Source organism: Pseudomonas sp. GW821-FHT07G06, assembly GCF_058986625.1.
This window is the reverse complement of record NZ_JBYSVW010000002.1, coordinates 347,175-366,119: the sequence shown is the minus strand read 5'-3', so window position 1 is coordinate 366,119 and position 18,945 is coordinate 347,175. Positions and strand designations below refer to the sequence as shown.

Below are 18,945 nucleotides of genomic sequence, written 5' to 3'. Positions count from 1 at the left end.
TCCCCGGACCACAATTTGGTTTTATGGGGACTGTATCGGCGGCGCGCAGAGATTCTGTAGGAGCTGCCGCAGGCTGCGATCTTTTGATCTTTAAAAGCAAAATCAAAAGATCGCAGCCTTCGGCAGCTCCTACAGGGGGGCAGTGTTAGAACAGGCGGGCCAGCAGCGCGGTCACGGCGGTTTCGACGCGCAGGATGCGCTCGCCCAGTTGCACCGGTTGCAGGCCGGATTTGCCCAGCAGGTCGATTTCGTAGGGAATCCAGCCACCCTCGGGGCCGATGGCCAGGGTCACCGGTTCGCTGAGTGCGCGAGGGCAGGGCGGGTAATTGCCGGGATGCCCCACCAGGCCGAGGGTGCCGTCGGTGATTGCCGGCAAACGGTCCTCGACGAACGGCTTGAAGCGCTTCTCGATGACGACTTCCGGCAGCACGCTGTCCCGGGCCTGTTCGAGGCCGAGAATCAATTGCTCGCGAATGGCCTCGGGCTCCAGGAAGGGAGTCTGCCAGAAGCTCTTCTCGACGCGATAGCTGTTGACCAGCACGATATGTGGCACACCCATGGCCGCCACGGTCTGGAACACCCTGCGCAGCATCTTGGGGCGCGGCAGGGCCAATACCAGGGTCAGCGGCAGCTTGGCCGGTGGCGGCTGGTCGAGGGTGACGCGCAATTCCGCTTCGTCGGCGTCCAGGCGCAGTACTTCGGCCGAGCCCATCAGCCCGCCGATTCGCCCGACGCGCATGCTGTCACCCACTTCACAGCGGTGGACTTCCTGCATGTGCGTCAACCGGCGATCACGCAGGATCACCCGGTCGGCCGCAATGAAGTCGGCTTCTTCCAGGAGCAGCAGGTTCACGCTTGGGTCGCTGGCGGCTGGTCGTTGTGATCGTCAGCCGGTTGGTCTTCCGGATGGTCGCCACGCTTGCTGATCAGGCTGCCGAACAGGATGCCGATCTCGAACAACAGCCACATCGGCACGGCCAGCAAGGTCTGCGAGAAGATGTCCGGTGGTGTCAGGATCATGCCGACCACGAAGCAGCCGATGATCACGTACGGGCGGATCTTCTTCAGGTATTTGACGTCGACCACGCCGATCCACACCAGCAGCACCACGGCCACCGGGATTTCGAACGCCACGCCAAAGGCGAAGAACAGCGTCATGACGAAATCGAGGTAGCTGGTGATGTCGGTCATCATTTCCACACCGGCCGGGGTGGCGGCGGCGAAGAACTTGAAGATCAGCGGGAACACCAGGAAATAGGCGAAGGCCATGCCGGCGTAGAACAGAAAGATGCTGGAAACCAGCAAGGGCACGGCAATACGCTTTTCATGCTTGTACAGGCCCGGGGCGATGAAACCCCAGATCTGGTGCAGGATCACCGGAATCGCCAGGAACAGCGAGACCATCATCGTCAGCTTCAGCGGCGTCAGGAATGGCGACGACACGTCGGTGGCAATCATCGTCGCGCCGGCGGGCAGGTACGCACGCAGCGGCGTGGAGACGAAGGTGTAGATCTGCTGGGTGAAGGCAAACAGCCCGGCAAAGATGATGAAGATCGCCGCTACGCAGCGCAGCAGACGGGTACGCAACTCGGTGAGGTGCGAAACCAGCGGCATGTGCTGGTCGTTTTCAGGAAGATCGCTCATGGGGCTCGCGGTGGCAGTGTTGGGTCATGAGGGGCCGGCGCAACGGGCGCAGCGGGTTCAACCGGAGCGGCTGCAACAACGCGCGCAGGTTCGACAGGCGCTACAACGGGAGCAGGTGTCGAGTCGACAGTGGCGGCAGGCGCTTGAATCGTCTGCGCACCCACATGCTCGACCGGCGTCGGCTCCTGCTGGGTCGGCGTGAAGATTTTCCGCGCCTCCTGCTCAAGCGACAGGATGTGTTCGTTGTGCAGTTGCCGACGAATCTCGTCGGCACCGATTTCACGTTCAACTTCCTGTTTGATTGCGTTGAAGCTGCGCTTCAGGCGCCCGACCCACAGGCCAGCGGTGCGCGCAGCGCCCGGCAAGCGCTCGGGGCCCAGCACCAGCAGGGCGACGAGGCCGACGAGCAGCAGTTCAGAGAAGCTGATACCAAACATTAGTCTGCGCTCACACGTCTTTGCGGATCGGCTCTTCGACTTTCTGTGCCTGCACGTCGATGGTGTGCGGCTGGTTCACAGTGGTCTGTGGCTGGACCGGCGGAACCGGTTGGGCCGGGGTCGCATTCGGGTCGGCCGGTTTTTCGTCGTCGTTCATGGCTTTCTTGAAGCCCTTGATCGATTCGCCGACGTCAGTGCCGAGGTTTTTCAGTTTCTTGGTGCCGAATACCAGTACCACGACAACCAGGATGACGATCCAGTGTTTCCAGTCAAAAATGCCCATGCTGCTGCTCCTCTCTAATAGTTATTCAGGCGGACGGGCGCGAGGCTTTCTCGGCGTGTCCGGAGAGACCGAAACGACGGTCCAGTTCATCGAGTACAGCCTGTGGATGCTGCCCCAATTGGGCGAGCATGACCATGCTGTGGAACCACAAATCGGCGGTTTCGTAGATCACATCGCTGCAGTCGCCGCTGACGGCGGCGTCCTTGGCGGCAATGATGGTCTCGACCGACTCTTCGCCGACTTTTTCCAGAATCTTGTTCAGGCCCTTGTGGTACAGGCTGGCGACATACGAGCTGTCGGCGGCTGCGCCTTTGCGCTCTTCCAGTACCTCTGCGAGGCGATTGAGAGTGTCACTCATGTTTGTGCCCTGCGGAATAGATGGCATGCGGATCTTTCAGGACCGGGTCGACCGTTGTCCAGTCGCCGTTCTCGTAGACGCGGTAGAAGCAGCTCTGGCGTCCGGTATGGCAAGCGATGTCGCCGATCTGCTCGACCATCAGGATGATGACGTCGGCGTCACAGTCCAGGCGCATCTCGTGCAGGGTTTGCACGTGGCCGGACTCTTCGCCCTTGCGCCACAGCTTGCCACGGGAGCGCGACCAGTAAATGGCGCGGTTCTCGGCAGCGGTCAGCTCCAGTGCTTCGCGGTTCATCCAGGCCATCATCAGGACGCGCCCGGTCTTGTGATCCTGGGCAATTGCCGGCACGAGGCCATCGGCGTCCCACTTGATCTGGTCCAGCCAGTTTTTCATCTTCAGTTCCTGAAGCAGCCCCAAGCCTTAAGCTTCAAGCCGCAAGTAAAAGCCAGTGCGCTTCGATCCTTCGTATTGTGCAACGCATATCTACAGGCGTGAATTAAACATGATTGCTACGAACATCGCTTGAAGCTTGAAGCTTATAACTTGCAGCTGATACATGCTATCGACGCACGACCAGATACAAACCGACCGCCATCATGATGCCAGCTGGCCAATAGTCCAGCTGATTCAGTGGCCCGCCAGCGGCAAGGATGGCGCCACCGGCCAGATGGGCCGTACCGAGCAGGCGCAGGAACCAGTCGTCGCGGCGTCGGTGCCACGCGGGCGGCGGGTCGTAGGCGTGGGGCTGGGACATGCGTTCGAGCAGGTCGCGGGCCATGTTGGCCAGGTGCGGGATCTGTTCGAACTGGCTCTGCACGTTGCCGAGCAGGGCTTTGGGGCTGACCCGCTCGCGCATCCAGCGTTCGAGGAACGGCTGCGCGGTGTTCCACAGGTCGAGGTCCGGGTACAGCTGACGGCCCAGGCCTTCGATGTTCAACAAGGTTTTTTGCAGCAGGACCAACTGCGGTTGAACCTCCATGTTGAAGCGTCGAGCGGTCTGGAACAGGCGCATCAGCACCTGACCGAAGGAAATATCTTTTAACGGTTTTTCGAAGATCGGCTCGCACACGGTACGGATCGCCGCTTCGAATTCGTTGAGCTTGGTTTCCGCTGGCACCCAGCCCGAATCGATGTGCAACTGCGCCACGCGACGGTAATCGCGCTTGAAGAAGGCGAACAGGTTGCGCGCCAGGTAATCCTGGTCTTCCGGGGTCAGGCTGCCGACGATGCCGCAGTCGATCGCAATGTACTGCGGGCTCCACGGGTTCACGGTGCTGACGAAGATGTTGCCGGGGTGCATGTCGGCGTGGAAGAAGCTGTCGCGGAACACCTGGGTGAAGAAAATCTCCACGCCACGCTCGGCGAGCATTTTCATGTCGGTGCGCTGGTCGGCCAGGGTCGCCAGATCGGTGACCTGGATACCGTAGATGCGCTCCATCACCAGTACTTTCGGCCGGCACCAGTCCCAATAGACTTGCGGCACGTACAGCAGTGGCGAGCCATCGAAGTTGCGCTTCAACTGGCTGGCATTGGCCGCCTCGCGCAGCAGATCGAGTTCGTCGTAGATGGTTTTTTCGTAATCGCTGACCACGTCCACCGGGTGCAGCAGGCGCGCATCGGCGGAGAGCTTTTCGGCGGCGCGGGCGAGGATGAACAGCCACGCCAGGTCCTGGGCGATCACCGGTTTGAGGCCGGGACGGATCACCTTGACCACCACTTCTTCGCCGGTTTTCAGTTGCGCGGCATGCACCTGCGCCACCGAAGCCGAGGCCAGCGGTTCGACATCGAAACGGCTGAACACGTCGCTGATTTTCTTGCCCAGCTGTTCTTCGATCAGCTTGACCGACACCTGCGAGTCGAACGGCGGCACGCGGTCCTGCAGCTTCATCAGTTCATCGGCGATGTCTTCGGGCAACAGGTCGCGGCGAGTGGACAGGATCTGCCCGAACTTAATGAAAATCGGCCCCAGGTCCTGCAACGCCAGGCGCAGGCGCGCGCCACGGCTCAGGTCCAGGGTCTTGCGCGGGAACCAGCGCCACGGCAACGCGTAACGCAGCGCTCGCAGAAACCACGGCAGTGGCAGGGCGAACAGCAGGTCATCGAGGCGGTAGCGGATCACGACGCGCTGGATGCGCAACAAACGGCGGACGGCAAGCAGCTTCATGCGTTATCGCTTGGGTCGAGGGATCGGGAAAGGCGCTCGAAACGCGCCTCGAGACGTTCCAGATCGAGCTTGATCTGGTCCAGTTCACTGAATCGGGCTTCGGCTTCGCGCTGACCGACAAGGGTGCGCGATTCTTCGGCCAGGTATTCGCCCAGGTTCTGGCCCAGGCTGGCAAAGCCTTGCTGGTACCAGCGGGCGCGACTGCGCAGGTGGCCGCCGACCAGTTGCGTGGCGACCGGACCCAGCCAGCGCGAGAGTTCGTACTCCCAGTCCAGCTCCAGGTCCTGGAGGATCGCCGCCAGTTCCAGCAGCACGCCGCTGTCGCCGTCGAGTTCGACTTCCGGGCTGTGCAGGATCGAGGTCTTGTCCTTGCTCATGGCCAGTTTCAACAGGCTTGAAGCCGGTGCACGCAAGGTACAGTCGGCGCCGGTTTCCCACTGGGAGGCGAGCATCAGGCCTTCGTCGCTGGGCAGGATGAACAGGTGCAGCGCCGGGCTGCGGCAATCGACGGCAATCACTTTGCCGGTCAGATGCGCCAGCCGCGGCAGCGCCGTGCTGTCGAGGCGCAGCACCCGGTTCAGACCGAGTTCAACGCTGGCGAGCAGGCCGGCAAGCAGCATCAGGGCTTGATGCCGCGGTGCAGGGCAACGATGCCTGCGGTCATGTTGTGATAGGTCACGCGGTCGAAACCGGCCTCGACCATCATCGACTTCAGGGTTTCCTGGTTCGGGTGCATGCGGATCGATTCGGCCAGGTAGCGATAGCTTTCCGAGTCGTTGGTGATCAGCTTGCCCATCAACGGCATGAAGGCGAACGAGTAGGCGTCGTAGGCCTTGGACATCAGCGCGTTGGTCGGCTTGGAGAATTCCAGCACCAGCAAACGGCCACCTGGCTTGAGCACGCGCAGCATCGAGCGCAGGGCATCTTCCTTGTGGGTCACGTTGCGCAGGCCGAAGGCGATGGTCACGCAGTCGAAATGGTTGTCCGGGAACGGCAGTTTTTCCGCATCGGCCTGGACGAATTCGACGTTGCCGGCCACACCCAGGTCCAGCAGGCGGTCACGGCCGACCTTGAGCATGGACTCGTTGATGTCGGCCAGTACGACCTGGCCGGTCGGGCCTACCAGGTGCGAGAACTTCCTGGTCAGGTCGCCGGTACCACCGGCGATGTCGAGCACGCGATTGCCGGCACGAACGCCCGACAGCTCGATCGCGAAACGCTTCCATAGACGGTGCATTCCGCCCGACAGAAGGTCGTTCATCAGGTCGTACTTGGCGGCTACCGAGTGGAAAACCTCAGCGACTTTTTCCGCTTTCTGGCTTTCCGGAACGTTTTTGAAGCCGAAGTGAGTGGTGGGTTCGGCATCGCTGCCTTTGCGCTGATCAGTCATATCGCTGTCACCAAAAGAGAATGCGCGACATTCTAATCCCCAAGGCATGCTTTGTCTTGGCAAGGCTGAAGGTAAGATGGGCAACCATCGGGACGTTTTGACGCAGCAGAGGTCAAGATGACCCGGGAAAGCATCCATAAAGCAGGAGTCATTCAATGGCCCGTATTAGTGTTGAACGTGCCCACGGCCTGGGCAAGGAAGCGGCTCGCGAGAAGGCCGACAAGCTGGCGCAGAAACTTTCCGATCAGTATGGCCTGGAGCCGCAGTGGTCCGGCGACACCCTGAACCTCAAGCGCTCGGGTGTGAAGGGTGCGGTGCATGTCACCGAGGATTCGATTCGTGTCGACGTGGAGCTGGGCCTGATGATGTCGGCCATGAGCGGCATGATCAAAGCGGAAATCGAGAAGGCGCTGGACAAGGCCCTCGTGTGATCCCGAAAAGATCGCAGCCTTCGGCAGCTCCTACACAGGCTCGCGTTTACCTGTAGGAGCTGCCGAAGGCTGCGATCTTTTCCGAAAGGCACCACTCATTTATGTCATTTGTTAGGGTGCCGTTTCTAATTTTTCTCCCTACTTTGTGCCAGAGCCCGCCACTTATCCGGGCAGTTCCTCAAACCTTTTGCGCGTGAGGTGCACCATGGCCAAAGTTATTTTGAAGAAAAAAATCGACGCATCGACCAGCACGCTGGGCGACGTCAAATCCTATGCCCGCAAGATCTGGCTGGCAGGCCTGGGCGCCTACGCCAAGGTCGGCCAAGAGGGCAGCGAATACTTTCAAGAGCTGATCAAGGCTGGTCAGGTTGTTGAAAAGAAAGGCAAAAAAGTAGTCGCTGAGAAACTCGAAGCGGCCAATGCCGAGATCGTTGAAGTCAAGAGTGAAGTCAGCACTTTCAAAGGCCGTGTCGAAGTTCAACTCGACAAGGTCGAGAAGGCGTTCGACACGCGTGTCGCAAGTGCCTTGAATCGTATCGGCATTCCGTCTAAACATGACGTTGAGACACTCTCTGCTAAGCTCGATGAGCTGACGGCATTGCTCGAACGTGTCGCGCGTAAATCTTAAGGAGAACGGGATGGCTGTTAAAAAGAAAACCGAAAAAGAAGGCAGCTCGTGGATCGGGAAGGTTGAAGATTACTCCCGAAAAATCTGGCTGGCTGGTTTAGGCGTGTACTCGAAGATCGACACTGACGGCAGCAAACTCTTCGATGCATTGGTTAAGGACGGCGAGAAAGCCGAGAAGCTCACCAAGAGCGCTGTTGGCAAGACAGTCGACGCCGCCAAGGACTCCGCTTCTTCGGCCAAATCGCGCATCAGCGGCGTGAAAGATCGTGCACTGGGCAAGTGGGATGAGCTCGAAGGTGCTTTCGACAAGCGTCTGAACAGCGCCATCTCGCGTCTGGGCGTACCGAGCCGCAACGAAGTCAAGGCCCTGCACAGCAAGGTCGAGACCCTGACCAAGCAAATCGAAAAACTGACCGGTGCCAAGGTTGCGCCTGTTGCGGCGAAAACCGCGGCAGCCAAGCCTGCTGCCAAGACTGCCGCCGCCAAGCCTGCCGCGAAAACCGCTGCCAAGCCACTGGCAAAAGCAGCGGCTAAACCTGCTGCCAAGCCTGCCGCTAAAACTGCAGCGGCCAAACCGGCTGCAGCGAAAGCTGTCGCCAAACCGGCTGCCAAGCCAGCAGCGGCCAAGCCTGCGGCTAAAACGGCTGCAGCAAAACCCGCCGCCGCCAAGCCGGCAGCCAAACCTGCTGCTGCGAAAAAACCTGCAGTGAAGAAGCCGGCAGCTCCAAAAGCCGCCGCGCCAAAACCAGCAGTGGCAGCTGCCAAGCCTGCAACCCCGGCAGCAGCTCCGGTCAGCGCTTCGAACTCCGCGACCGCGCCAACCCCTGCTGTCACCCCGACTGCCGCGCCAGCTCCATCGACGCCAACCAGTCAGTCCTGATTTTCAGGGCTCAAGAAAACGCCCGGCCTGCCAAGGTCGGGCGTTTTTGTTTGTGCGCGGACTTCTGAGCGACACAAGCCCACTGTGGGAGCGAGCTTGCTCGCGATAGCGGTGTATCAGTCGACATCCATGTTGGCTGAACAGACGCCATCGCGAGCAAGCTCGCTCCCACAGGGTTGGGGGGGTGTCAGGCTTACTCGTGTGCATCCAGGTACTGCATCGCCATTTGCTCCGTCGCCACTTTGATCGGTGGCAACAGATGCGGCGCCACCAGCATCATGATCTGATAAACCACCAGCCGTACCTCGCCTTCGCGATCGAGAATCCGCTGGTAATCCAGTGAAAACAGCAGGGTCATGGTGATTTGTTCCACCAGTTGCCCTAACGCCTGAGTGTCGCTGACCAATTGCCCTTGAGCCTTCAATCGTGCGAGCAACGACGCCAGTGTGCGCTTGAGTGCATTGAGCAGGTTGCGAATGCCCTTGGCCAGTTTCGGCAGGCGTCCGGCGAGGTTCGACAGGTCCTGGAACAGAAACCGGTAGTGGGACAGGCGCTCGACGATCAAATGCAGGAACAACCAGTAATCTTCGGGGCCCAATTCGACGTCGGACGGTGGGTCGAGCAGCGGTTGCAGTTCACATTGAAAGCGCTCGAACAGCCCGAGTATCAGCGGTTCCTTGCCGTGAAAGTGGTAGTAGAGGTTGCCCGGGCTGATGCCCATTTCATTGGCAACTTCCATGGTGGAGACATTCGGTTCGCCCTTCTGATTGAACAACTGCAGGGCACATTCGAGGATCCGGTCGCGGGTTTTCATCCAGTCTTCTTAATGATCGGGTCTTGCCACGGCCGGCAGCGGCCGTGGCTCGTTGAACGTCAGCGCACGCGCACGTAAGTACCGGGTGCTGCCTCCATCGGTGGGTAGTTCTGGTTGCCGAGCGCCATGTGGGTTTCCTTCTGCGCGCCGGAGCGTTCCTGAATCCAGCTCAGCCATTGGGTCCACCAACTGCCGTCGACATGCCTGGCGTCGTAGTACCAGGCGCGCGGGTCGCTGCTTAGTTTGCCGTTCTCGACGTAGTTGGCTTTCGGGTTGCTCGGCGGGTTGAGGATGCTCTGCACATGTCCGCTGTTGGACAGCACGAAGCGCCGCTCGCCACCGAGCAACAGCGTTGAGCGATACACCGCATCCCACGGCGTGATGTGATCGTTGATGCCGGCGACGCTGAAGCTGTCGACGGTGACCTTCTGCAAATCGATCGGCGTGCCACACACTTCCAGTCCGCCCGGGTGGGTCAGCGGGTTGTGCTTGAAGAAGTCCAGCAGGTCACCATGCAGGGCGGCCGGCAGGCGCGTGTTGTCGTTGTTCCAGTAGAGGATGTCGAACGCCGGTGGCTCCTTGCCCAACAGGTAGTTGTTGACGAAGTAGCTCCAGATCAAATCGTTGGGGCGCATCCAGGCGAAGACCTTGGCCATGTCACGGCCGTCCAGCACACCTTTTTGATAGGAGCGGCGCTTGGCAGCCTCCAGCGTCTGCTCGTCGGCGAACAGCGTAGCGGGGCTGTCCAGCTGACTGTCGAGCAGGCTCACCAGATACGTCGCGCTGGACACCCTGCGCAGCTGCCGCTTGGCCTGCAAATGGCCTTGCAGCGCGGCAATGGTCAGCCCGCCGGCGCAGGCGCCCATCAGGTTGACCTCGCGTGCGCCGGTGATCGCCCGGCAGACATTCATCGCTTCTTCCACGGCTTCGACGTAGGTCGAGAGCCCCCATTCGCGGTGACGCACATCCGGGTTGCGCCAGCTGATCATGAAGGTTTGCAGGCCGTTTTTCAGGGCGTACTGGACGAAACTGTTGTGCGGGCTCAGGTCGAAAATGTAGTACTTGTTGATTTGCGGCGGCACCACCAGCAGGGGCTTGGAATACTGCTTTTCGCTCATCGGTTTGTACTGGATCAACTCCAGCAGCTCGTTGCGAAACACCACGGCACCGGTGGTCGTGGCGACCGTCCTGCCGACCTCGAACGCTTGCTTGGTGACTTGCCGGGGCAGGCCGTCGTTATGCAGCAGATCGTCCACCAGATGGCCGATGCCCCGCACCAGGCTGTTACCGCCGGAATTGAACAGCTCCTTGACCGCCAGTGGGTTGAGCAGGGTGTTGGAGGGCGATACGGCGTCGTTGAGCAAGGTGAAGGCGAAGTGGGCGCGGGCGCGGTCGTCCGGGCTCATGTTGCTCTCGTCGATCCAGCTTTTGACCTGCTTCTGCCAGCTCAGATAGGCCTGCAGGCTACGGCGATAAAACGGGTTGAGGCTCCACGCCGGGTCGGCGAAGCGAGCGTCGTGCGGGTTGGTCGGGTGCAGGGTTTCGCCCAGCAGCACGCGACCAAGCTGACCGCCGAGTTTGAGGGCATGCCGGGCGCTGTGCAGTGGGTTGCGCAAGCCATGGGCGGCCACACTGCGCAGGGTCGACAGCAGATCCCGGCCGCGCAGGCCGGTAATCGCACTCTGTGCATTGATGAACGCGGCGGGAGTCGCTAAGGATTCCCTCGCTGGTTTCTCGCGCATGATTCAACACTCCTTCGTCTTCAGGCCAAAAACAAACACACTGAACCAGAACACCATAGACGCTGTAACGGGTTGTTGCGCGGCGTGGCGTCCTGCCGACCGCTGATGCAGCGCTTTAACTGCCCAATGGCGCCGGACGCGGATGCATCACCGCGCGCTGGCGCTCCTCCTCCAGGAATTTCATGATGATCGGGGCCACCGCTTCGGCCCGGGTAATCAGGAACAGATGACCGTCATCGATGATGTGCAATTGGGCGTTGGGAATCCGCCAGGCCAGCAAGCGCATGTTGACCAACGGGATCAACGGGTCATCGTCGCCGGCCAGCACAAGGGTCGGCTGGCGGATCTTGTGCAGCCAGTGGATGCTGGTCCAGCCGAGGCCGGCGAACAGTTGCCAGTAGTAACCGAGCTTGCCCGCCGAACGCACCTTGGCCGCGTGGCTGGCGGCCAGTGTCGGGTCGCGACGGAACGCACCACCGTAGATCATCGGCGCGATGCGGATCACGTGGGACGGCTGGATGTAGCGTCGCGGGCTGGCCATCATCCACAACACTTTCGGCTTGCCCGGCACCATCACTGCACCCGCCGCCGTGGCGGCCAGCACGAGTTTCTTGCAGCGCTCCGGATAGTCATAAGCGAACTGCTGGGCCAGGGCGCCACCCCAGGACACGCCGATGACGTTGACCTGCCCGTAGTCGAGATAGTCGAGCATCCGCGCCGTGAGCTTGGCCAACCCCGGAAAACGATACGGCCGGTTTGGCGTCGACGAACCGCCGACACCGGGTACGTCGAAGGCGATGACTTCCAGGTCCGGGTCCAGCGCCGCAATGAACGGGAACACCAGCTCCAGGTTGGCGCCGATGCCGTTGAAAATCAGCAGGGGCGTCAAGTGAGGCTTGCCGGGGCGTACCGCCGTGCGGAGCGTCTGGCCATCCAGGTCGACGGTACGGAATATGAAGGGTTGCGGCATGCTTCAGGCCCTGTGGGTCGCTTTTTCCAGTTCATCCCCGCCCCCTGTGGGAGCGAGCTTGCTCGCGATAGCGGAGTGTCAGTCAGCGCATATGCCAAACCTGCCACCGTCATCGCGAGCAAGCTCGCTCCCACAGGGAAGTCGAGGTGTGTCAGTTACCGCTCATGCACGTAAGTGCCCGGTGCAGCTTCGCCCGCCGGGTACGCCTTGTTGCCCAGTTTCAGCGGAGCTTTTTTCAGGTTCCCCGAGCGCTGTGCCTGCCAGGCCTGCCAATGCAGCCACCACGAATCGGCGTGCTTGGTCGACTCTTCCTGCCAGTCATCGGCATTGGCGGGCATTTCAGTGCTGGTCATGTAGCGCGATTTCGGATTGCCCGGCGGGTTCAGAATGCTCTGGATATGCCCGCTGCTGGACAGCACGAATTCAACATTGCCGCCGAACAGTTGCGCCGACTTGTAGCAGGAGCGCCACGGGGTGATGTGGTCGCTGGTCCCGGCCAGGGAAAAGATATCGGCGGTGACCTGCTTCAGGTCGATCGGTGTGCCGCACACTTCCAGTGCATTCGGACGAATCAATGGATTGCTTTTGAACATTTCGATCAGGTCGCCGTGGAACGCGGCCGGCAAGCGGGTGGTGTCGTTGTTCCAGAACAGGATGTCGAACACCGGTGGCTCGTTGCCCAGCAGGTAATTGTTGACCCAGTAGTTCCAGATCAGGTCGTTGGGGCGCATCCAGGCAAAGACTTTCGCCATGTCGCGGCCTTCCAGCACGCCGGCCTGATAGGAGTGGCGCTTGGCGCTTTCGAGGGTTTGTTCATCGACGAACAGCGCCACATCGCTGTCCAGGGTGGTGTCGAGCACGCTGACCAGCAAGGTGAGGGCATTGACCTTGTTCTCGCCAATCGCTGCGTAATGGCCCAGCAGCGCGGTGCAGGTGATGCCACCGGAGCAGGCGCCGAGCATGTTCACGTCCTTGCTGCCGGTGATCGCGGTGACCACGTCGACCGCTTCCTTGAGCGCCTCGATGTAAGTCGACAGGCCCCACTCACGCTGCTCCTTGGTCGGATTGCGCCAGCTGACGATGAAGGTTTGCACGTTGCTGCGCAGGCAGAACCGCGCCAGGCTTTTCTCCGGGCTGAGGTCGAAAACGTAGAATTTGTTGATTTGCGGTGGCACCACCAGCAAAGGGCGCTCGTGCACCTGTTCGGTGGTGGGCTTGTACTGGATCAGCTCTAGCACGTCGTTGCGAAACACCACTGCACCTTCGGTCACGGCCAGGGTCTTGCCGACCTCGAATGCCCCCATGTTGACCTGGCTCGGCATGCCGCCGTTGTGTACCAGGTCCTTGGCCAGATGCGAGAGGCCGTCGAGCAGGCTTTTACCGCCGGTCTCGAAGAAACGTTTGACCGCTGCCGGGTTGGCCGCCGTGTTGGTCGGGGCGAAGGCTTCGGTCATGAGGTTGATCACGAAGTGCCCGCGGCTGACGTCCTTGGCCGGCAGGTTGCTGTCATCGATCCAGTCGTGGAGTTCCTTGCGCCACGCCAGATAGGTTTGCAGATAACGTTTGTAGAGCGGGTTCTGGCTCCAGGCCGGATCGGCGAAGCGACGGTCATCGCCATTCGGAAGAAGTTCGGATTTGCCGAGCAGTACGTTCTTGAGTTCAAGACCGAAATGGGCGACATGCTTGGCGCTGTGAATCGGCTGTTTGATGGCCTGCCTGAGCACCATGCGAGCAGAAGCCAGTAGATCTTTTCCACGCAATCCAACGACAGGATTCAGCCCCAAGGTGTTTTCGGAGGCTTGTTGCTTCAAGTCATCGTTATTCTTGTTACTCATCTACGACGCTCCAATGTCCTGAGACGAGTACCCGGGGCCTGCTGTGCAGTCACACAACCAATGCCAGGTACTGCTGCTCGGGTGACCGTTAATACTGCATCGCTGCTTTTGTTCGCAGTGAGCACTGCAGGGAACTTGCCAGTTCCATTGGTTACCCGAGTTTAATTTTTTTCGCAAGCAGGCCAATCGACGGCCCTGAAGCGGAGCATTCAAACAGATGAAATTAGAAAATGCCCTCTAAAGAGCAAGAGGCTCGGATTAGAGCATCAGCTTGACGACGGATTCGTTCGGGTCGCGGGTTTTTCCGGCGGCTTTGAGTTCGGCCAGATAATCTTCCCACAGTGCGTCATAACGTCGCGCCAGTTCGTAGAGGTATTCCCAGGTGAACAGGCCGCTGTCGTGACCGTCATCGAAGGTCAGTTTCAGTGCGTACTGACCGGCCGGTTCTACCTTGGTCAGGCCGACGTTGATTTTGCCAAATTGCAGGATGGGTTTGCCGTGGCCCTGGACCTCGGCGGAAGGAGAGTGCACGCGCAGGAACTCGGCGGGCAGGGTGTATTCCTCGCCGGACGCGTATTTCAGCGACAGGGTTTTCGAGGCTTTGTGCAGCTTGATGTCGGTGGGGATCATGACCGGATGTCCGCTTTGTGGAGATCCTTGTGGGAGCGAGCTTGCTCGCGATTGCGGTATCACATTCAACATGAGTATCGAATGAGATGGCCTCATCGCGAGCAAGCTCGCTCCCACAGGTTCTCTATCGCTGTAAGAGTTGCTTACAGGATATAACGGGACAGGTCTTCGTTCTGCGCCAATTCGCCCAGATGGCTGTTGACGTAGTCGGCGTCGATCTGGATCACCTTGCCGTCATGGGCGCTGGCCAGGTCGCCGGCGCTGAACGACACCTCTTCGAGCAGGCGCTCGAGCAGGGTGTGCAGGCGACGGGCACCGATGTTTTCGGTTTTTTCGTTGACCTGCCAGGCGATCTCCGCGATGCGCTTGATGCCGCTCGGCTGGAACTCGATGCCCAGGCCTTCGGTTTTCAGCAGCGCACAGTATTGCTCGGTGAGCGAGGCGTGCGGTTCGCTGAGGATGCGTTCGAAGTCTTCCGGGCTCAGGGCCTTGAGTTCGACACGGATCGGCAGACGGCCTTGCAGCTCAGGCACCAGATCGCTTGGCTTGCTCAGGTGGAACGCACCGGAAGCAATGAACAGGATGTGGTCGGTCTTGACCATGCCCAGCTTGGTGTTGACGGTGCAGCCTTCGATCAGCGGCAGCAAGTCGCGCTGCACGCCTTCGCGGGATACATCGACGCCACCGGAATTACCACGCTTGGCGACCTTGTCGATTTCGTCGATGAACACGATGCCGTGCTGCTCGACGGCTTCCAGGGCCTTGGCCTTCAACTCTTCATCGTTGACCAGACGGCTGGCTTCTTCGTCGCGCACCATCTTCAGCGCTTCTTTGACCTTGAGCTTGCGGGCTTTTTTCTTGCCCTTGCCCATGTTGGCAAACAGGCTTTGCAGCTGGTTGGTCATTTCTTCCATGCCCGGTGGCGCGGAGATGTCGACGCCGGCCATTTCGGCGACTTCGATTTCGATCTCCTTGTCGTCCAGCTGACCTTCGCGCAGGCGCTTGCGGAACAGCTGGCGGGTGTTGGAATCGGCAGTCGGGGCATCGTCGTTGCTGAAGCCCATGCGCGCCGGTGGCAGCAGGGCGTCGAGGATGCGCTCTTCGGCGGCGTCTTCGGCGCGGTGGCGAACCTTGACGATTTCCTGCTCGCGCAGCAGCTTGATCGCGGCATCGGCCAGGTCACGAATGATCGATTCGACGTCGCGGCCGACATAGCCGACTTCGGTGAACTTGGTCGCTTCGACCTTGATGAACGGCGCATTGGCCAGCTTTGCCAGGCGACGGGCGATCTCGGTTTTACCGACGCCGGTCGGGCCGATCATCAGGATGTTCTTTGGCGTGACTTCAACGCGCAGCTCTTCAGGCAGCTGCATGCGACGCCAGCGGTTGCGCAGGGCAATGGCGACGGCGCGCTTGGCATCGTCCTGGCCGATGATGTGGCGGTTGAGTTCGTGGACGATTTCACGGGGAGTCATGGACATAATATTCAGTGGACCTCAAGCAAGAATGAGCCGTAGTGCGGTGGCTGCACGGGCTTACTCGGCGCAGTCCTGCTCCTCAATGGTCTGGGTGTGGTTGGTGAATACGCAGATGTCGCCGGCGATGCCGAGGGCGGTTTCGACGATTTCCCGGGCTGACAGGTCGGTTTTTTTCAGCAACGCGCTGGCTGCGGCCTGGGCGTAGGCGCCACCGGAACCCATGGCGATCAGGCCGTCTTCGGGTTCGACTACGTCACCGTTGCCGGTAATGATCAGGGAGGCATCCTTGTTGGCGACCGCGAGCATGGCTTCAAGGCGGCTCAGGGAGCGGTCGGTGCGCCATTCTTTGGCGAGTTCGACGGCGGCGCGCACCAGGTGGCCCTGGTGTTTTTCAAGCTGGCCTTCGAAACGTTCGAAGAGGGTAAAGGCGTCGGCGGTGGCACCGGCAAAACCGGCAATGACCTGGCCGTGGTACAGGCGGCGAACTTTTTTCGCGTTGCCTTTCATCACGGTATTACCAAGGGAAACCTGGCCGTCGCCGCCCATGACGACTTTGCCGTGGCGGCGAACTGAAACGATGGTGGTCAAGGGAAGAGTCTCCACGCAGCGGGGCGAAAATGCCTTATGCCCATTCATATGGGGGTGCTGGAGTGGATTTCAACTGTAGGACGGGAGAGGGGACGAGTGGTGCGAGGCGCGTAGGAGCTGCCGAAGGCTGCGATCTTTTGATTTTGTTTTTTCAAGATCAAAAGATCGCAGCCCGCGGCAGCTCCTACAGGGGGCGGTGATTCCCGGGCGGGCAGGTAATCAGCGGCTCTGGCGTTGTTGTAACAACAGATTGCTGAAGCCGGCGCCGGCCAGTTGTTTCTGGGCGGTCGTCAGTTGTTCGCGGTTGCTGAACGGTCCGACCAGCACCCGATACCAGGTTTCGTCCTTCACCGTCCCGGACTCAACCGCCACAGCCTGGCCCAGCAGAATGATCTGCGCCCGAACCTTGTCCGCATCGGTCTCCTTGCGGAACGAGCCAGCCTGCAGGAAAAACTTCGTCACAGGCGCAGCCTTGACCGGCGGCGCTGGCGGCGGCGTGATCCCGGCCAATGCAGCCTGGGCGCGAGCCGTGTCGATCTTCGCCGCTTCGGCCGGGGTGACCGGCGTTGTCGGGATGGCCGGCACTTGCGGTGTCGGCAGGGTTTTTTCCGGCACGGCATCCGGCGGCACGATGACTTCCGATTCCGGCAGCAAGGTGTAGAAGTCGTACTTCGGCTTCACCGGTTGCGTCGGGCTCGGCGGGGTCTTGTTGGCCTCGGCGATCTTGCTGGCTTTTTGCTGTTGCTCGACCTTTTCACGCTTGACCGTGTCGCTGCCCTTGCCCGGTTCCAGCTTCATCAGGAACACGATGAACGCGCCGACCGTCAGGCCGATGGCCATCCACAGCCAGCCCGGGATCGGTTGCTTTGCAGGAGCTTGGTAACGGCTGGCGCCACGCTTGGGTGCAGGTTTTTTCTTGGCAGCCAACTTACATACGCTCCAGAGTTTCCAGGCCCAAGAGTTCCAGGCCTTGCTTGAGGGTGCGTCCGGTCAGCGCGGCGAGGCGCAGGCGGCTCTGCATTTGTGCCGGGGTATCGGCGGCGAGGATCGGGCAGTTCTCGTAGAAACTGGAGAACAGGCCGGCGACGTCGTACAGGTAGGTGCAGAGGATGTGCGGGGTGCCTTTTTCGGACACGTTGTTCAGGATCTCGCCAAACTGCGCGAGCTTCGCTGCCAGTTCGAGTTCGTGCGTCGCTTCGAGGACGATCTGGCCATCGACTTCGCTGAAGTCCTTGCCGAGTTTGCGGAACACGCCGGCCACGCGGGTGTAGGCGTACAGCAGGTAGGGTGCGGTGTTGCCTTCGAAGTTGAGCATCAGGTCGAAGTTGAAGCTGTAGTCACTGGTGCGGTGCTTGGACAGGTCGGCGTATTTCACTGCGCCGATGCCCACCACCTTGGCGATGTTGCGCAACTCGGCCTCGGCCAGTTCCGGGTTCTTGTCCTTGACCAGGGTGTAGGCACGTTCCTGGGCTTCGGTCAGCAGGTCGATCAGCTTCACGGTGCCGCCATCACGGGTCTTGAACGGACGGCCGTCAGCGCCGTTCATGGTGCCGAAGCCCATGTGTTCCATTTCCATCGGATGGGTCACGAAACCGGCTTTGCGCGCCACGGCGAACACCTGCTGGAAGTGCAGGGCCTGACGCTGGTCGACGAAGTACAGCGCACGATCGGCCTTGAGCTTGCCACTGCGGTAGCGCACGGCCGCCAGGTCGGTGGTGGCGTAGAGGTAACCGCCGTCAGCCTTGACGATGATCACCGGCAGCGGGTCGCCGTCGGCGTTCTTGAACTCGTCGAGGAACACGCACTGGGCGCCGTTGCTCTCGACCAGCATGCCAGCGGCCTTCAAATCGTTGACCACGTTGATCAGGTCGTCGTTGTAGGCGCTTTCGCCCATCACGTCGGCCATGGTCAGTTTGACGTTGAGCAGTTCGTAGATCTTCTGGCAGTGGGACAGCGAGATGTCCTTGAACTTGGTCCACAGGGCCAGGCAGTCGGCATCGCCGGCCTGCAGCTTGACCACCAGGCCGCGGGCGCGGTCGGCGAACTCTTCGGATTCGTCGAAGCGCTGCTTGGCGGCGCGGTAGAAGTTCTCCAGGTCCGACAGCTCGTCGCTGGTGATCGGGTTTTCCTGCAGGTAAGCCATCAGCATGCCGAACTGGGTGCCCCAGTCGCCGACGTGGTTCTGACGGATCACGGTGTCGCCGAGGAATTCGAGAACGCGGGCCACGCCGTCGCCGATGATGGTCGAGCGCAGGTGGCCGACGTGCATCTCCTTGGCCAGGTTCGGTGCCGACAGGTCGACCACGGTGCGCTGTACCGGACCGGCCTTGCGCACGCCGATGTGGTCATCGGCCAGGGCGGTGTCCAGGCGGGTCGCCAGGGCGTCGGTGTTCTGGAAGAAGTTCAGGAAGCCGGGACCTGCGATTTCGGTCTTGGAAACGTTTTCGTCAGCCGGCAGCGCGGCGATGATTTTTTCCGCCAGATCACGTGGCTTCATGCCGGCCGGCTTTGCCAGCATCATGGCGATGTTGCTGGCAAAGTCGCCGTTCTTCTTGTCGCGAGAGTTTTCCACCTGGATCGCCGGCGACAGGCCTTCAGGCAACACACCTTCGTTGACGAGTTGGGTGATGGCTTGTTGGATCAGCTGGCGAATGGTGTCTTTCATGGTCTTC

Annotated in this window: 21 protein-coding genes; 3 read left to right on the top strand and 18 right to left on the bottom strand. The window is 60.6% G+C overall.

The window, feature by feature from the left end:
* Window positions 1-145 precede the first annotated feature (145 nt).
* The 9 genes from AC3WJW_RS05145 to ubiE all read right to left on the bottom strand — a co-directional run bounded on the left by AC3WJW_RS05145 (window position 146) and on the right by ubiE (window position 6,277).
* Window positions 146-853: a 16S rRNA (uracil(1498)-N(3))-methyltransferase gene (locus tag AC3WJW_RS05145; RefSeq protein WP_493725328.1), complete on the bottom strand. Its 708-nt coding sequence runs from the start codon at window positions 851-853 to the stop codon at window positions 146-148.
* Complete coding sequence (gene tatC / locus AC3WJW_RS05140) at window positions 850-1,644, bottom strand: twin-arginine translocase subunit TatC (protein ID WP_057712372.1); 795 nt, start codon at window positions 1,642-1,644, stop codon at window positions 850-852. Before tatC ends, AC3WJW_RS05145 begins: the two co-directional genes overlap by 4 nt.
* Entirely contained in the window at window positions 1,641-2,081 is a 441-nt protein-coding gene (gene tatB, locus AC3WJW_RS05135) for a Sec-independent protein translocase protein TatB (protein ID WP_493725327.1), read from the bottom strand. The genes tatC and tatB overlap by 4 nt, the downstream gene beginning before the upstream one ends.
* 10 nt (window positions 2,082-2,091) lie before the next feature.
* Complete coding sequence (locus tag AC3WJW_RS05130) at window positions 2,092-2,364, bottom strand: twin-arginine translocase TatA/TatE family subunit (protein WP_102698555.1); 273 nt, start codon at window positions 2,362-2,364, stop codon at window positions 2,092-2,094.
* A gap of 25 nt (window positions 2,365-2,389) precedes the next feature.
* Window positions 2,390-2,722 (bottom strand): phosphoribosyl-ATP diphosphatase, encoded by a 333-nt coding sequence (locus tag AC3WJW_RS05125; protein ID WP_056725734.1) that lies wholly within the window; start codon window positions 2,720-2,722, stop codon window positions 2,390-2,392.
* Complete coding sequence (hisI, locus tag AC3WJW_RS05120; protein ID WP_493725326.1) at window positions 2,715-3,116, bottom strand: phosphoribosyl-AMP cyclohydrolase; 402 nt, start codon at window positions 3,114-3,116, stop codon at window positions 2,715-2,717. The genes AC3WJW_RS05125 and hisI overlap by 8 nt, the downstream gene beginning before the upstream one ends.
* A 166-nt stretch (window positions 3,117-3,282) precedes the next feature.
* Complete coding sequence (ubiB, locus tag AC3WJW_RS05115) at window positions 3,283-4,887, bottom strand: ubiquinone biosynthesis regulatory protein kinase UbiB (protein WP_102698557.1); 1,605 nt, start codon at window positions 4,885-4,887, stop codon at window positions 3,283-3,285.
* Window positions 4,884-5,507 (bottom strand): ubiquinone biosynthesis accessory factor UbiJ, encoded by a 624-nt coding sequence (locus AC3WJW_RS05110; protein ID WP_007975567.1) that lies wholly within the window; start codon window positions 5,505-5,507, stop codon window positions 4,884-4,886. Before AC3WJW_RS05110 ends, ubiB begins: the two co-directional genes overlap by 4 nt.
* Window positions 5,507-6,277: a bifunctional demethylmenaquinone methyltransferase/2-methoxy-6-polyprenyl-1,4-benzoquinol methylase UbiE gene (ubiE, locus tag AC3WJW_RS05105; protein WP_007975568.1), complete on the bottom strand. Its 771-nt coding sequence runs from the start codon at window positions 6,275-6,277 to the stop codon at window positions 5,507-5,509. Before ubiE ends, AC3WJW_RS05110 begins: the two co-directional genes overlap by 1 nt.
* 155 nt (window positions 6,278-6,432) lie before the next feature.
* Between ubiE and AC3WJW_RS05100 the strand changes: the two genes are divergently transcribed.
* The 3 genes from AC3WJW_RS05100 (at window position 6,433) to AC3WJW_RS05090 (ending at window position 8,216) form a co-directional block, all read left to right on the top strand.
* Window positions 6,433-6,708, top strand: a complete 276-nt coding sequence (locus AC3WJW_RS05100; RefSeq protein ID WP_102698558.1) for a polyhydroxyalkanoic acid system family protein — start codon at window positions 6,433-6,435, stop codon at window positions 6,706-6,708.
* Between the two features lie 205 nt (window positions 6,709-6,913).
* Window positions 6,914-7,336 carry a phasin family protein gene (locus AC3WJW_RS05095; RefSeq protein WP_218501339.1) on the top strand — a complete coding sequence of 141 codons (423 nt, stop codon included), beginning with the start codon at window positions 6,914-6,916 and terminating at the stop codon, window positions 7,334-7,336.
* A 10-nt stretch (window positions 7,337-7,346) separates the two neighbouring features.
* Complete coding sequence (locus tag AC3WJW_RS05090; protein ID WP_493725325.1) at window positions 7,347-8,216, top strand: phasin family protein; 870 nt, start codon at window positions 7,347-7,349, stop codon at window positions 8,214-8,216.
* A 193-nt stretch (window positions 8,217-8,409) separates the two neighbouring features.
* On the opposite strand, the gene AC3WJW_RS05085 is transcribed toward AC3WJW_RS05090, so the two are convergent.
* The 9 genes from AC3WJW_RS05085 to argS all read right to left on the bottom strand — a co-directional run bounded on the left by AC3WJW_RS05085 (window position 8,410) and on the right by argS (window position 18,938).
* A complete protein-coding gene (locus AC3WJW_RS05085) occupies window positions 8,410-9,030 on the bottom strand; it encodes a TetR/AcrR family transcriptional regulator (RefSeq protein ID WP_407799798.1) in 621 nt (206 codons plus the stop codon).
* Window positions 9,031-9,089: 59 nt separating this feature from the next.
* Complete coding sequence (gene phaC / locus AC3WJW_RS05080; RefSeq protein ID WP_493725324.1) at window positions 9,090-10,772, bottom strand: class II poly(R)-hydroxyalkanoic acid synthase; 1,683 nt, start codon at window positions 10,770-10,772, stop codon at window positions 9,090-9,092.
* Between the two features lie 115 nt (window positions 10,773-10,887).
* Window positions 10,888-11,742: a poly(3-hydroxyalkanoate) depolymerase gene (gene phaZ, locus AC3WJW_RS05075; protein ID WP_007975576.1), complete on the bottom strand. Its 855-nt coding sequence runs from the start codon at window positions 11,740-11,742 to the stop codon at window positions 10,888-10,890.
* Between the two features lie 155 nt (window positions 11,743-11,897).
* Window positions 11,898-13,577 carry a class II poly(R)-hydroxyalkanoic acid synthase gene (phaC, locus tag AC3WJW_RS05070; RefSeq protein ID WP_102698563.1) on the bottom strand — a complete coding sequence of 560 codons (1,680 nt, stop codon included), beginning with the start codon at window positions 13,575-13,577 and terminating at the stop codon, window positions 11,898-11,900.
* 258 nt (window positions 13,578-13,835) lie between these two features.
* The gene (locus AC3WJW_RS05065) at window positions 13,836-14,207 is read right to left on the bottom strand and encodes a gamma-butyrobetaine hydroxylase family protein (RefSeq protein WP_108230757.1); all 372 of its coding nucleotides are present in this window, start codon (window positions 14,205-14,207) and stop codon (window positions 13,836-13,838) included.
* A 143-nt stretch (window positions 14,208-14,350) separates the two neighbouring features.
* Entirely contained in the window at window positions 14,351-15,688 is a 1,338-nt protein-coding gene (hslU, locus tag AC3WJW_RS05060; protein ID WP_102698564.1) for an ATP-dependent protease ATPase subunit HslU, read from the bottom strand.
* Window positions 15,689-15,742: 54 nt separating this feature from the next.
* Complete coding sequence (gene hslV, locus AC3WJW_RS05055) at window positions 15,743-16,273, bottom strand: ATP-dependent protease subunit HslV (protein WP_007975582.1); 531 nt, start codon at window positions 16,271-16,273, stop codon at window positions 15,743-15,745.
* A gap of 219 nt (window positions 16,274-16,492) precedes the next feature.
* Window positions 16,493-17,200, bottom strand: a complete 708-nt coding sequence (locus tag AC3WJW_RS05050; RefSeq protein WP_095942351.1) for an SPOR domain-containing protein — start codon at window positions 17,198-17,200, stop codon at window positions 16,493-16,495.
* A gap of 1 nt (window position 17,201) precedes the next feature.
* Window positions 17,202-18,938 carry an arginine--tRNA ligase gene (gene argS / locus AC3WJW_RS05045; RefSeq protein WP_493725323.1) on the bottom strand — a complete coding sequence of 579 codons (1,737 nt, stop codon included), beginning with the start codon at window positions 18,936-18,938 and terminating at the stop codon, window positions 17,202-17,204.
* Window positions 18,939-18,945 lie beyond the last annotated feature (7 nt).